The 13,002-nt window shown below is 53.0% G+C and carries 14 protein-coding genes; 5 read left to right on the top strand and 9 right to left on the bottom strand.

Features of this window, described 5'->3' with window-relative positions:
• Positions 1–85: 85 nt before the first annotated feature.
• The 4 genes from yqiA to nudF form a co-directional block, all read right to left on the bottom strand.
• A complete protein-coding gene (gene yqiA / locus Z042_RS07755; protein WP_024911277.1) occupies positions 86–661 on the bottom strand; it encodes an esterase YqiA in 576 nt (191 codons plus the stop codon).
• A complete protein-coding gene (gene cpdA / locus Z042_RS07750) occupies positions 661–1,488 on the bottom strand; it encodes a 3',5'-cyclic-AMP phosphodiesterase (RefSeq protein WP_024911276.1) in 828 nt (275 codons plus the stop codon). Before cpdA ends, yqiA begins: the two co-directional genes overlap by 1 nt.
• Positions 1,489–1,571: 83 nt before the next feature.
• Positions 1,572–1,997 carry a DUF1249 family protein gene (locus Z042_RS07745; RefSeq protein WP_024911275.1) on the bottom strand — a complete coding sequence of 142 codons (426 nt, stop codon included), beginning with the start codon at positions 1,995–1,997 and terminating at the stop codon, positions 1,572–1,574.
• Positions 1,998–2,630 carry an ADP-ribose diphosphatase gene (gene nudF, locus Z042_RS07740; protein ID WP_024911274.1) on the bottom strand — a complete coding sequence of 211 codons (633 nt, stop codon included), beginning with the start codon at positions 2,628–2,630 and terminating at the stop codon, positions 1,998–2,000. It abuts the gene before it with no gap.
• Between the two features lie 285 nt (positions 2,631–2,915).
• Between nudF and tolC the strand changes: the two genes are divergently transcribed.
• A complete protein-coding gene (gene tolC / locus Z042_RS07735; RefSeq protein WP_024911273.1) occupies positions 2,916–4,292 on the top strand; it encodes an outer membrane channel protein TolC in 1,377 nt (458 codons plus the stop codon).
• A 112-nt stretch (positions 4,293–4,404) separates the two neighbouring features.
• Here the strand turns inward: tolC and dhaM are convergent, their stop codons facing one another.
• From dhaM to dhaK, 3 genes are all read right to left on the bottom strand, one after another.
• Positions 4,405–5,832, bottom strand: coding sequence for a dihydroxyacetone kinase phosphoryl donor subunit DhaM (dhaM, locus tag Z042_RS07730; RefSeq protein ID WP_024911272.1), 1,428 nt, complete (start codon positions 5,830–5,832; stop codon positions 4,405–4,407).
• Positions 5,829–6,467 (bottom strand): dihydroxyacetone kinase subunit DhaL, encoded by a 639-nt coding sequence (gene dhaL, locus Z042_RS07725; protein WP_024911271.1) that lies wholly within the window; start codon positions 6,465–6,467, stop codon positions 5,829–5,831. Before dhaL ends, dhaM begins: the two co-directional genes overlap by 4 nt.
• Positions 6,468–6,530: 63 nt before the next feature.
• On the bottom strand, positions 6,531–7,601 hold the full coding sequence (gene dhaK / locus Z042_RS07720) for a dihydroxyacetone kinase subunit DhaK (RefSeq protein ID WP_024911270.1): 1,071 nt from the start codon (positions 7,599–7,601) through the stop codon (positions 6,531–6,533).
• 414 nt (positions 7,602–8,015) lie between these two features.
• Here dhaK and Z042_RS07715 point away from each other — a divergent pair, with 414 nt between their 5' ends.
• From Z042_RS07715 to Z042_RS07700, 4 genes are all read left to right on the top strand, one after another.
• Positions 8,016–8,678, top strand: a complete 663-nt coding sequence (locus tag Z042_RS07715; RefSeq protein WP_024911269.1) for a DUF1190 family protein — start codon at positions 8,016–8,018, stop codon at positions 8,676–8,678.
• A gap of 3 nt (positions 8,679–8,681) precedes the next feature.
• Positions 8,682–9,842: a glutathionylspermidine synthase family protein gene (locus tag Z042_RS07710; protein ID WP_024911268.1), complete on the top strand. Its 1,161-nt coding sequence runs from the start codon at positions 8,682–8,684 to the stop codon at positions 9,840–9,842.
• Positions 9,843–9,965: 123 nt separating this feature from the next.
• Entirely contained in the window at positions 9,966–10,529 is a 564-nt protein-coding gene (locus tag Z042_RS07705) for a glucose-6-phosphate isomerase family protein (RefSeq protein ID WP_024911267.1), read from the top strand.
• A complete protein-coding gene (locus Z042_RS07700) occupies positions 10,522–11,304 on the top strand; it encodes a glucose-6-phosphate isomerase family protein (protein ID WP_024911266.1) in 783 nt (260 codons plus the stop codon). The genes Z042_RS07705 and Z042_RS07700 overlap by 8 nt, the downstream gene beginning before the upstream one ends.
• 69 nt (positions 11,305–11,373) lie before the next feature.
• On the opposite strand, the gene Z042_RS07695 is transcribed toward Z042_RS07700, so the two are convergent.
• Together Z042_RS07695 and Z042_RS07690 are read right to left on the bottom strand one after the other, a co-directional pair.
• Complete coding sequence (locus Z042_RS07695; protein WP_154666897.1) at positions 11,374–12,195, bottom strand: PTS system mannose/fructose/sorbose family transporter subunit IID; 822 nt, start codon at positions 12,193–12,195, stop codon at positions 11,374–11,376.
• Positions 12,195–12,995: a PTS mannose/fructose/sorbose/N-acetylgalactosamine transporter subunit IIC gene (locus Z042_RS07690; RefSeq protein ID WP_024911264.1), complete on the bottom strand. Its 801-nt coding sequence runs from the start codon at positions 12,993–12,995 to the stop codon at positions 12,195–12,197. Before Z042_RS07690 ends, Z042_RS07695 begins: the two co-directional genes overlap by 1 nt.
• Between the last annotated feature and the right edge of the window lie 7 nt (positions 12,996–13,002).

The raw sequence follows: 13,002 nt of genomic DNA, 5'->3' as shown, positions 1-13,002 counted from the left end.
CCATCATCTTGCAAGCTATAGCCTGGTTGATTCTAGCTCGACACCCATAGGGTATATCCCTTTCTAACTCGCAGCGACAGCGGTGTTATAACCCTAAAAAGCCGACAATCTGGGGGAAGTAACGCTCAAAACCGATAAAGCTATGGTTTCCACCCGGCTCTACCGTCTGCCGACAAGCAGCATAGTAAGCCACTGCCTGCCCATAATCGAGAACTTCATCGCCCATTTGTTGCAACAACCAGATTAAATCCGGCGACTCCAAGGGTTCGATCTGCATGACTTTCAGATCATAAACGTGACGTGACTCTAACACATATTGCTGCCCGGTGTAGGGGTTCTCTTGCTGCCCGAGATAATCAATAAGCAGTTCAAACGGCTTCACCGCAGGGTTAACCACCACGGCTGGCAGGGCAAAACACTGTGACAGCCAGGTTGCATAGTATCCCCCTAATGAAGAACCGACTATCCCCAACGTCTGGCCCGCATGTTCCATCACGATGTTCTCAAGCAGCTCAGCCGCGGCTTCCGGGTAAGGTGGCAACTGCGGCGTCAGCATGTTGATTTCAGGGTGAGAGTCCGCCAGCCAGGCTTTGAAGGACGTCGCCTTGGCCGAAAGCGGCGAACTGTTAAAGCCGTGCAGATAGAGTAATGTTGGAGGCATCAGTAACCGTCCGAATTCATATCGGGGCGGAAATCATCGTTCTCCAAGCGAAAGACCTGCGTTTCGACCTGACCATCGGGCATCAGTTCGAGGTAGCGCCAGCCAGGAGAAACATCATCGATCGTGAAATTCGTACAGTGCGGCTTGAATTGTACGCAGGTGGAAGGCGAAGCCAGCAGACGGCGCCCATACCAGTCCAGATCCAGTTCCTGATGGATATGCCCGCACAGCAGGGTATTCACCTTCGGGTAACGCAGCAATACGGCGGCCAGCATGTGTGAGTTGCGCAGGCTGTGCTGATCAAGCCAGGTACAGCCCGAAGGCAACGGATGGTGATGCAACAGCAGCAACGTGTAACGCTCAGGATAAGCGTTGAGGCTGCGCTCCAGCCACTCCAACTGATATTCACTCAGTTCGCCATAGGGCACGCCAAATACCTGGCTGTCCAGCAACAGCACCTGCCAGTTTTCTCCCAGCAAAACATGCTTTGAAGGCCTGATCCCGGCGGCGGCCAGGGCATCAACCATCGCCGGTTGGAAATCATGATTGCCCGGCAGCCAGACACAAGGAGCAGGCAGGCGGGTCACCCCCTCCGCAAAATGCCGATATGCCGCCAAAGAGTGATCCTGCGCCAGATCGCCAGTCGCCACGATCAAATCACACGCCGACTGCTGTGCGCTGATGGCATCCAGCACCGCGTGATAGCTGGAATAGGTATTGATGCCCAGCAAAGTCTCATTTTTGCCGGCAAAAAGGTGGGTATCTGTTATTTGTAGAATCCTGCCCTTGGCTCCACTCGCCATAGGCAGCTTAAACAGGCTTTCCAAATGGTGTCCTTTGTTATTGCAGTCTGTATATACCGGCGTCTTGCCAGCCGCAACTCTGGTTGCAACTGGCAATCCATAGGGTATTACATAACCGGAACCGCCATCGCTCCATGCGCTAAACAGTAGCGCAACCAATCAGCAAGAAACTGGTTAATTTGATGCTTTTCGTCACGTTGATGCAACTTTTTGTTTGGATAATCATAACGCGCTTTAAATCGATAGATCTGCTGACTGGAACACACTTCCGCAACCATCGCGTCATAATACAGCCGCACCGTCATGGCAGGCAGGCTCCAATAGCTGACAGCCGGCGCAGTCTGTACAATCTCCACCAGCAACGTATAACGCGTAGACTCAACCAGAGTCAGACGATAATGAGCGCCGCTCACCTGATAAGTCACCGTTTCACCCACTTCGTCGCTGCGCGGCAGCAAACGGCGCAATTGCGCGAAGTTGGTTTCACACAATCTCATCATTTCTGGAAAATCAGGGGTATAGCGCTTCTGCATTTAATCAACCCATTCAGCTTTGAGCGATTCATGGTGCAACGCCAGCCACTGCAACGCAATCACTGATGCCGCATTATCAATCGCACCTTCCTCAACCCAACAGTAAGCCTGCTCACGGCTGACCACATGGACACGAATATCCTCATTTTCTTCCGCCAATCCGTGGATACCTTCAGCGGTTAGAGCATCAACTTCACCGACCATGATCGACAAACGTTCACTGGTGCCACCAGGGCTGGCCAGATAACTCAACACCGGTTTGCACCGCCCCACCACGATCCCCGCTTCTTCCAGCGCTTCACGGCGGCAGACTTCCTCTACATTTTCCCCGGGTTCGATAATCCCGGCCACCATTTCCAGCAGCCAAGGGGAAGCCGAAGTATCGAGCGCGGCGATCCGCAGTTGCTCAATCAATACCACTTCATCACGCACTGGGTCATAGGGTAGCAGTACAGCGGCATGACCGCGTTCAAAAATTTCGCGTTTTACCTCACCACTCATCTCACCATTAAACAAACGGTGGCGAAACCGGTATAAATCGAGTGAAAAAAAACCACGGTACAGCGTCTCACGTGCAATAATTTCTACATCATTTTTATCCAGCGTAACGGGCGAAGGTTGCAAGTGCTTCATCCAAAAATTCTCCTGTATCAGTATGACGGAAAAATTAACAGTTCCGGTTACAGAAACGAGAGAGTTATCTTCTCCCGCTTTGTGATAGATTGTGAACCATGATACCAAGTGATGCATATGCAAACTGTCAAGCGCAGGTCAACATAGCACCCTGAAAAGTATAAATTTCTGTAAGATGGCACATTAAGCCACCTTAGGTGATCGGCAGACTCTGCTAAAATCGGCAATTATTTCGTCTCTCGTCAGCGCTAACATAGCAATATTGCTGCACAACAAGGAATGCAAATGAAGAAACTGCTCCCCCTTCTGATCGGACTGAGCCTCGGTGGCTTCAGTGCAATGAGCCAAGCAGAAAATCTGTTACAAGTTTACAAACAGGCCAAGGAAAGTAACCCGGATCTGCGTAAAACGGCTGCTGACCGTGATGCAGCATTTGAAAAAATCAGCGAAGCACGCAGCCCGTTACTGCCACAGCTTGGATTATCTGCCGGTTACAACCATACCAACGGTTTCCGTGACGCAAACGGCGTCAACAGCAATACCACCAACGGTTCCCTGTCGTTGACACAGACTATCTTTGACATGTCTGCCTGGCGAGCACTCACTCAACAAGAAAAAGCCGCCGGTATTTCGGATGTCACTTTCCAGACTGCTTCTCAAAAGTTAATCCTTGATACCGCAACCGCCTACTTCAACGTACTGCTGGCCATTGATTCACTGTCTTATGTCCAGGCAAACAAACAAGCGGTTTACCGCACGTTGGATCAGACCACCCAGCGCTTTAACGTCGGCCTGGTCGCCATTACCGATGTGCAAAACGCTCGTTCCAACTACGATTCCGTGCTGGCCAGTGAAGTGACAGCACGTAACAATCTGGATAACTCGGTAGAAGTTCTGCGTCAGCTCACCGGTACTTTCTACCCAGAGCTGGCTTCGCTGAATACGGATAAATTCAGCACTCAACGCCCGGATGCGGTGAATAACCTGCTGAAAGAAGCCGAAAAACGCAACCTGAGCCTGCTTTCTGCACGCTTGAACCAAGATCTGGCCCGTGAACAGATCAAATCGGCAGAAACCGGCTATATGCCGACCATCAGTGCGTCCGCATCTACAGGTCTTACCAATACCAGATACAACGGTTCCAATAGCGATAGCCGTACTAATTCGGATAATGGTCAAAACCAGGTCGGTGTCACCCTGAGCGTGCCCATTTACAACGGCGGCGTCACCAATTCCCGCGTACAACAGGCGCAATACAACTTTGTCGGCGCCAGTGAACAGTTGGAAAGTACGCATCGCAGTGTAGTGCAGACCGTGCGTTCTTCTTTCAACAACGTTTCTGCTTCTATCAGCAGCATCAGTGCCTACGCACAGGCAGTCGTTTCGGCCCAGAGTTCACTGGATGCGACAGAAGCAGGTTATGAGGTCGGCACGCGTACCATCGTTGACGTGCTGAGTGCCACCACCACGTTGTATAACGCCAAACAGCAGCTTGCTAGCGCGCGTTATTCTTATCTGACCAACCAGTTGACCATAAAATCGGCGCTCGGTACGTTGAACGAAAACGATCTGATGCTGCTGAACGGGGTTTTGGGTAAGACTGTCCCTACCTCTCCAGACATGGTGGAGTCAGCAACTCCACAGCCAGCACGCAGTAACTGACTGTTAGTAGCCATAAAATAAAACGGGGTTCGGTATCTACCGAACCCCGTTTGTTATCCACGCTGATTAAGCAGTATGTCCCAGCGTTCACCTGCTATCTAAGCAACACAGCCTAGTGGCTCATCTGTAACACCCCACGCGCCGCATCCAGCATGGCTTTCTGGCCAGTCCGGGTTTTATCCATGCAGCCGTGCATCCCCACCACCATCGGTATCCCCATCGCTTTAGCCAAAAGCGCAGTGTGCGATAACGCGTTACCGCCACTCAGGCAAATACCCAGCACCATGCGCCGATCAAGCATCGCCACATCAGAAGGCATCATCTCATCCATCACTAAAATTGATGGCACGCTGAGTGTGATCAAGGGGATCGGTTGTTGTTGCAGATAACTCAGTGTTCGGCGCAATATATCGCGGACATCCAATTCTCGCGCCCGCTGATATTCGTCATCCAGTTCCCGATATTCCATAGCAATGCGTTCCAGCTCCCTTTGCCATGCCTGTTCAGCACTACACAGCTCTTGGGCGATGCGGCTATATGCCGCCTGTTGCAGATCGGGATCATCCAGCAACATGCTGTGCGCACCAAATATTGCGGCCTGTGGCTTGCCAACCAATACGCCTGTGCGATCCGCCAATCTGTTGAGATCACTCAATGTGTGCTGTAGAGCAGTACGCAAGCGCTGCTGTTCATGCAGCACGTCATCTGGGGTTACCTGGCGCTCAATCAGTTCCGGCCAGAAGCTTTGCACCTGTAGTATCGGGCCGCAGCTGAGGCTCTCTTCCACAGGAATGCCATGCAGTGAAGGGGGATGATATTCAGCAACGTTTTCACCAAAGTGCTGCTCTGCTAATGCTTTGAACGCCGCCAGTGCTTCATCTGCCTGCCGGCCGCCAGCGATCAGACGAATGGTGTCACCATAGCGAACCTGCAATAACGCCAGCTGATTAAGGCTACGTGGATTAGCGCACTGCCCGTGTTTTTCCAGCACCAGCTCTGCATCAAATGGAGCCAGGCTCTCAGCCAAACGTGCCGCAGGGCGCGCATGCAAACCATACGGGCTCTGTATCTTCCAGCTTAGGCTTTTACCGCCTTGCAGGGGGAGAATCGGTGTGCTGGCAGATGTCCCTTCACCAAGTTGCGCTTGCTTGGCCTGTAAAGCCCCCTGTGCTTCAATCAGTACCTGCTCCTGGTTGCCACCGGAATTCGCCGCAACTACGGCAGCCAGAGTGCCTTCCACCAATGGTGCAGAACATAATTTGACCTTTGCGGCAAGCTCCGGTTCCAAGAGTTCAAGCGCCATTTCCGCACTCAATAACGCACTGCCGAGATCCATCAACACCACAATCCCTGTTCCGTCCGACACGGATTTGATCGCTTCCATCACTTTGATTGCATCCGTGCCAATCGGGTATTCAGCATCATCGACACCCGCAGCCAGCGCCAGTTTACAACCGTCACCACGCATCATCTGCCGCGCCAATTCCTCTACGCCGCGCCCCAATTGTGCACTGTGTGAAACGACAACGATGTTAATCATCCAGCCTCCTCCACTACCGCAGCCAAGGTTTTCATCATCAGCATGACCGATGTCGCCCCAGGATCTTGATGACCAATACTACGTTCGCCCAGGTAGCTGGCACGCCCTTTACGAGCCTGCATGACGATCGTGGTTTGCACCGCCTGTTCAGCGCACGCAGCAGCCTGCTGTAATGCCGGTATTACGTTAATCTGTTGCTGTACCGATTGTCCCAGGCTGCCTAACACTGGCCACCAGACATCGCACAGTGTTTTATCGCCCGGTTCCGCCCTGCCGCGCATCACTACTCCGGCAACCCCTTCCTGAAATACCAGCCTCAGTTCGCTCAATTCCAGGCTCTGTTTGGCATTGGCTACCTGTGCCGCCCGAATGAAAAAAGTACCGAACAGCGGGCCACTGGCACCCCCCACGTGAGAAAGCAGCGTCATACCGGTGTACTTTAAAATAGAACCGATATCGCCATCTGCCACCGAAGGCAACTTTTCTGCCACTTTGTTAAAGCCACGGTTCATGTTAAGGCCATGATCACCATCGCCAATCGCGGTGTCTAATTGGGTTAAAAAAACCTGTTCACGGGCAAAAACCTCACTGCAACGCAGCAGCCAGTCCAGCACCTGTTGCTTGCTTAACGCCATGTTTCCTCCCAATAATTCAGGCTGTCACAGCCCATTACCCGTATTTTAGCCTGCGAGCGCCGCCTAATGACCCCAACGCAATGCGGGTGTTTTCACCGGTGCATCCCACAGCGACAGCAGTTCATCATCCACTTTCAACAGGGTGATAGACACGCCCTGCATATCCAATGAAGTACAGTATGAACCCACCAGATTGCGTTCGATATTCACCCCAGCTTCGGTGCAACACTCAGCCAGACGGTGGTAAACGCCATAGAGTTCGGAGAGCGGTGTCGTACCCAGGTTATTAACTAACGCAATGACCCGATCACCCCGTACCAAAGCCTGTTTGCTTTGCGGTTCATCACACCATATTCCTTGCTGGCGATCCCAAACACGAACAGTGCGTTGGTATGGGCCATGTTCGATCAATGTCTGGAACATCATATCTACAGCCTGGTTGAGCGTCGTGAACGGCCGCCGTTCGATACCGGGTTCACCATGGATACCAACACCAAACTCCATTTCATCATCAGCCAACACGAACGAGGGTTTGCCGGTGCTAGGAACCGTACAAGCCCCGAGAGCAATGCCGATCGAATGCCCCTGATTGTTGATCTTGTGGCCTAACGCTACGAGAGCATCCAAATCGTCGCCCCGCACCGCGGCCGCACCGAGCAGTTTCTCCAGCAGCACCGTATTGGCTACACCACGCCGCCCGGCGGTAAACAGGCTGTCTTTTACTGCCACATCATCATCCACCAACACCGTGGCAACCGGTATACCGCTGTCATGCAGCCATTCCGTGGCCGCCTCAAAGTTCAGAGCATCACCCGTGTAGTTTTTGATGATCAACAACACCCCTGCACTCCCCTCCACGACCAGAGCACATGCGTATATTTTATCCGGCGTTGGTGAGGTGAAAATCTCCCCTGGGCAGGCACCGTCAAGCATTCCCTCACCAACAAAACCGCAATGCATCGGTTCATGACCACTGCCACCACCAGACAAGATCGCCACTTTGCCCGCCACTGGCCCTGCCGAACGGGTGACAAATACCGGTTCCTGATTGACCCGCAGTTCTGGATGCGCTGCGCTCATCCCCAATAGTTGTTCACTTAAGACCGATTCAACCTTATTGATGAGTTTTTTCACGATTAATTCCTTTGTGAGTACACCAGGCAGTGACACAGTGAAAACGCTCCACCGACTTCACCAGAAGTATTTGGTGTTGCAAGTGGGCGGCAAGCGAAGGAATCCCGATGAATTCACGGAAAAGTGGCAAACCTGCCGGAGGCAGATCTGAACGCGGCTGGCAGCGGCCCCGAAGAGGCAGAACAATGCAGCGAACGACCTCTACAACTGCAAATACCAAGGGCATAACGGATCGTAATGAAACTTATAGGCTATTTCTCCAGCCTATAAAGCGAACTGGCGCACACCCTGACGTATAACTGCGTAAAGAGTGGATTCTATGGGCATTTTAGCTTTAATTGTCCTCCTCTTTCCCCTATTCTTACCGCCATTACTGGGCAGGGCGATCTAGCCCACATGAGGGGATTCATCACCATGAAACGGACAAAAAACATCAACCAAGAGACATTCCGCAAATCCTGGCGCACCTACCGTATTGCGCCCGTGGCTTTGGCGATCAGCGCAGTCTTCACACTGGCTGGCTGCGAAAAAACGGATGAAACCGTCTCTTTGTATCAGAATGCTAACGATTGCTCACTTGCCAACCCTTCAATGAGTGAGCAATGCACCACTGCGTACAACAACGCACTGAAAGAAGCAGAGAAAACCGCACCAAAATACGCCACCCGTGAAGACTGCGTGGCCGAATTCGGTGAAGCACAATGTACTCAAGCCCCGGCACAAGCCGGTATGGCAGCGCAGTCACAAAGCAGCGGCAGCTTCTGGATGCCCCTGATGGCGGGCTACATGATGGGCCGTATGATGGGCGGAACAGGCTTTGCACAACAGCCGCTGTTTACCTCCAAAAATGCAGCCAGCCCGGCCAACGGCAAGTTCGTTGATGCCACAGGCAAAAGCTATGGCCCGGCAACGGCAGGTGGCCGAACCATGACCGTGCCCAAAACCGCCATGGCTCCTAAACCCGCAGTGACCAACACCATTACCCGCGGCGGTTTTGGTGAAACCGTTGCCAAACAGACCAGCATGCAGCGCAGCAGTGCCTCTTCCACTTCCAGCTCACGCAGCATGGGCGGTTAAGGTATGAAACGCGTTGCGATTACCGAACGCCCGGATTGGCGCGAAAAAGCCGCTGAATTTGGTTTCCAGTTTCACACCATGTACGGCGAGCCTTACTGGTGTGAAGAGGCTTATTACCAGTTCACCCTGGCGCAGATTGAAGAGATCGAAAACGCCACCGCCGAACTGCATCAAATGTGCCTGCAAGTGGTGGAAAAAGTGGTCAACAGTGACGCGTTGATGGCCAAATTCTGCATTCCCAAACACACTTGGGATTTCGTGCGCAGTTCCTGGCGTACTCAGCAGCCTTCGCTGTATTCGCGCCTCGATCTGGCCTATGACGGTATCAACCCGCCCAAGTTGTTAGAGAACAACGCCGATACCCCCACTTCGCTGTATGAAGCGGCCTTTTTCCAATGGCTGTGGCTGGAAGATCAAATCAACGCAGGCAAGCTGGATGCCGCATCAGATCAATACAACAGCCTGCAAGAAAAGCTGATTGAACGTTTTGCCGATCTGCAAGCCCACCACGGCTTCAGCCTGCTGCATCTGGCCTGCTGCCAAGACAGTGAAGAAGATCGCGGAACGGTGCAATACCTGCAAGACTGCGCTCAGGAAGCCGGCCTGCCGAGCGAATTCCTGTTTATGGAAGAGATTGGCCTTGGAGAGAAAGGCCAGTTCACCGATCTGCAAAACCAGGTCATTGGTAATCTGTTTAAGCTCTATCCGTGGGAATTTATGCTGCGCGAAATGTTTTCCACCAAGCTGGAAGACGCCGGTGTGCGCTGGCTGGAACCGGCCTGGAAGTGCATAATCTCCAACAAAGCGCTGTTGCCGCTGTTGTGGGAAATGTTCCCCAACCATCCCAACCTGCTGCCCGCTTACTTTGCGCAAGACGATCACCCACCATTGCAGCATTACGTCACTAAACCGTTGTTCTCACGTGAAGGGGCGAATATCCAGATCGTGCAAAATGGTCAGGAAGTGGCGCGTGTTGATGGCCCCTACGGCGAAGAAGGCATGATTGTGCAACAGTTTCATCCTTTGCCGCAGTTTGAGGGCAGTTATACGCTGATCGGCAGCTGGCTGGTGGACGATCAGCCATGCGGTATCGGTCTGCGGGAAGATCGTGAACTGATTACTCAGGATCTGTCACGTTTTTACCCGCATATCATTCTTGGTTGAGTACAGAATGACCGTTGCTCAGGGCGCGAAATTTTCGCGCCTTTTTTATACTGCCCGCTAGGGATTAATCGATTAACCTTGTATACTCAAAGCGTCTGTTCTCCTCGGGCGGAGTAACCAGATATGCAACTGACTTCCCTTATCCCACCGCAGGTTAACCTGGCGGATGGATGTTTTACCGCACCTGATGTCCAGCATAAATCAACCCTGCTCGGCAGCCTGGCAGGGATTTTTGCCGACCACCACTCCTGGCAGGCTATGCCAGCGGAGTTTGCCGTCTATAGCGTAGAGATGTTGCCTTTCGCACTACAGGAAGGCGAGCTGCTCGTTGGCACCACCCATTTGCAGCCGGGCAAAGTAGGGAATGAGTTCTTTATGACCCGTGGGCACTTCCACCAGCGCCGCGAACAGGCTGAGTTCTATTTTGGCCTGCGCGGAAGCGGCCTGCTCTTGTTACAGCACCAAGGCGGCGATTGCACGCTGGAACAGGTGTTTACCGGCAGCGTCCACCATATTCCCCCTTTTACTGCTCACCGCCTGATCAACACCGGCGATCATATCCTTTCCGCTTTGGCGGTCTGGTCAGCCATTGCCGGGCATGATTACAGCGCATTGCAACCGCAAGGTTTCAAACTGCGGATCTTTGCCGATGGTGCAGGCTGGAGAGCAGAGGCACAGTATGAGTGACTCCATGCGGCAGTTTGGGCTGGATGTGCGTATTACTCGCGATCCAATGGGCTTCGGCTATGGCGACGAGGTGATTGGGCCCGTGCCGGAAATCCGCACACTGGATCAGATCCGCCCTTCACTGCGTGATCCTGGCTGCTCCGGCCCAGAACAGGTCTACGCCATTGCGATGGATGTGGCCAAACAGCAACATCTGGCAGAACTCAAGAAACGTATGCTGCTGTTTGGCATTGTCACCTATGCCAAAGGTCAACTGGGCAGCGAACCGATACGTAGCCAAGGGCATATTCACCGCGTAAGTCAGCATAGCGGTTGGTCACCACCGGAGCTTTACGAAATCTGGCAGGGCAAAGCGATCATCTACATGCAAGAACGGGTTGAGCGCGATCCAGGCCGGTGTTTTGCCGTCCATGCCGGGCCAGGAGAAAAAGTGCTGGTTCCACCGGGATGGGCACATGCCACCATTTCAGCCGATCCTGATCAACCACTGACCTTCGCCGCCTGGTGCGACCGCGAATACGGCTTTGAATACGCTGCGGTACGCGCATACAAAGGCTTGGCCTGGTATCCGTTGCTGCAAGGTAACAACATTATCTGGCAGCAAAATCCCCATTATCAATCCGGCAGGTTGCACGCCATCGGGCCGCGCCACTACCATGAATTTGGTTTGAACAACCAATCATTATATGCGCAGTTTGAAGCCGATCCGGCACGCTTCCAATTCATTGCCAAGCCTGGCAGCGTCGCGGAAAAATGGGCCAGGTTTGAACCCTGAATAGCCACGGGCGCAGCTTCTGCTGCGCCCGGTTTATTGCGGTAAGATTTGTTGCAGGCCGGTTCAAGCTTAAGAGAACAAACCACAGGCCACGCCCACTGCGGCCAGTAACAACAAGCCGAGCATCGCTTTTACCGGTGAAAGCCCGCGTTTCGCCATCAGATACCAAGTGACCAGCACCACCAGCAACGGCATCAGGTTGGGAAAAATCCCGTCCAGCATCTGTTGCAAGTGGATGTTTACACCGTCTTTGGTAATAAACTCCAGGCCAGTGCCCAGCTTGACATAGCTTGCGGCCACACCGCCCATCACAAACACGCCCAGCAGGGAGAGGGCTTCACGCAGGCGGGAAGATTTGCTGCTCACCAGCATTTCTACCGAACCGGACCCCATGTGATAACCCTTCATAAACAACCAATAGGAACCCGGGATCACAATCAGGCTGAAAGCCATGATGTAAAATAATGGCCCAATCACACTGCCACCGGCGGCCAGCGCCATACCGATACTCAATAAGATCGGAATTAACATCCCTGGCAACATGGAATCACCGATACCGGCCACCGGCCCCATCAACCCCACTTTCAAAGTGTTAATGACTTCTCCGTCAATGGCTTCACCATTAGCCCGTTTTTCTTCCAACCCGACCACCATCCCGTTGACGATCGCGCCCAACTGGGGCTCAGTATTGTAGAACGAGGTGTGGCGGCGAATCGCCTCAATGCGTTGTTGCTTATCCTGATACAGTTTTTTTAGCGCAGGCATCATGCCCAGGCAGAAACCATAGGACTCCAAGCGTTCAAAGCTCATTGATGACAGGTTATACATCATCCAGGCACGCCAGCAGCGGCGCAGATCCTGTTTATTTAATTTTGGTGTTGGCATATCCATTAGAATTCGTCCTCATCGTCAGCCTGGGGGGTGGCTTGCACGGTTGCCGCCTGCGGTTCCGGCTTATAGTTGTAGTGAATCAAAGCCAGCAATGCGCCGACCATCACCAGTGCCACCATATTCAGTTTGAGGAATACAATGCAGATAAACCCCACCAGGAAGTAAATCAGCATGCTGTAACTTTTAATGATCTGCTTAAGCAAAATAGCGATCCCCACCGCAGGCAGAATCCCCCCAACCACGTTCATGGTCGTTAGAACGCCCCCAGGCAGGCTATCCATAAAGGCGTTGATGTAACGCGCCCCAAAGAACACGGCAGTAAAGGTAGGAATAAAACGCAGTAAGAAGTTGGTGACCTGTGGCCAGATAGCGCTGTTGAGGTAAATCCCCCGTTCATCCCCTTTTTCTACTGCGGCGTCCGCCCGGTGATTCCAATAAGAATTGAGTACCATCATGGCATTGAACAACACCGTACCCATGATGCCGATCGTCGCCGCCAGCGCTACCGCCACCTCCGGCCCTTTACCGGAAAGAATACCCAGCGCAATCGCCGGAAAGGCAACAAAATTGAGATCGGCCGGCATCGAACCGCCCGGCGTGACCATGGCGATATACACCGCCTGTACCGCAACGCCGATGATGATACCGGTTTGTACATCGCCGAGAATCGCCCCCACCAGCATACCGGAAACCAACGGGCGGCTGAGAATATACCAACCCCCGGTCAGCCCCAGCAGCCAAGGGCTGCTCAGCGCGCCGAGATAACACAGTATCCCGATGAGCATCGCTTCGAACCACATAGTTAAC

This window comes from Chania multitudinisentens RB-25 (genome assembly GCF_000520015.2).
Classification (GTDB): Bacteria; Pseudomonadota; Gammaproteobacteria; order Enterobacterales; family Enterobacteriaceae; genus Chania; species Chania multitudinisentens.
Note: the sequence above shows the minus strand (reverse complement) of the source record. Positions and strands in the feature narration are given on the sequence as shown.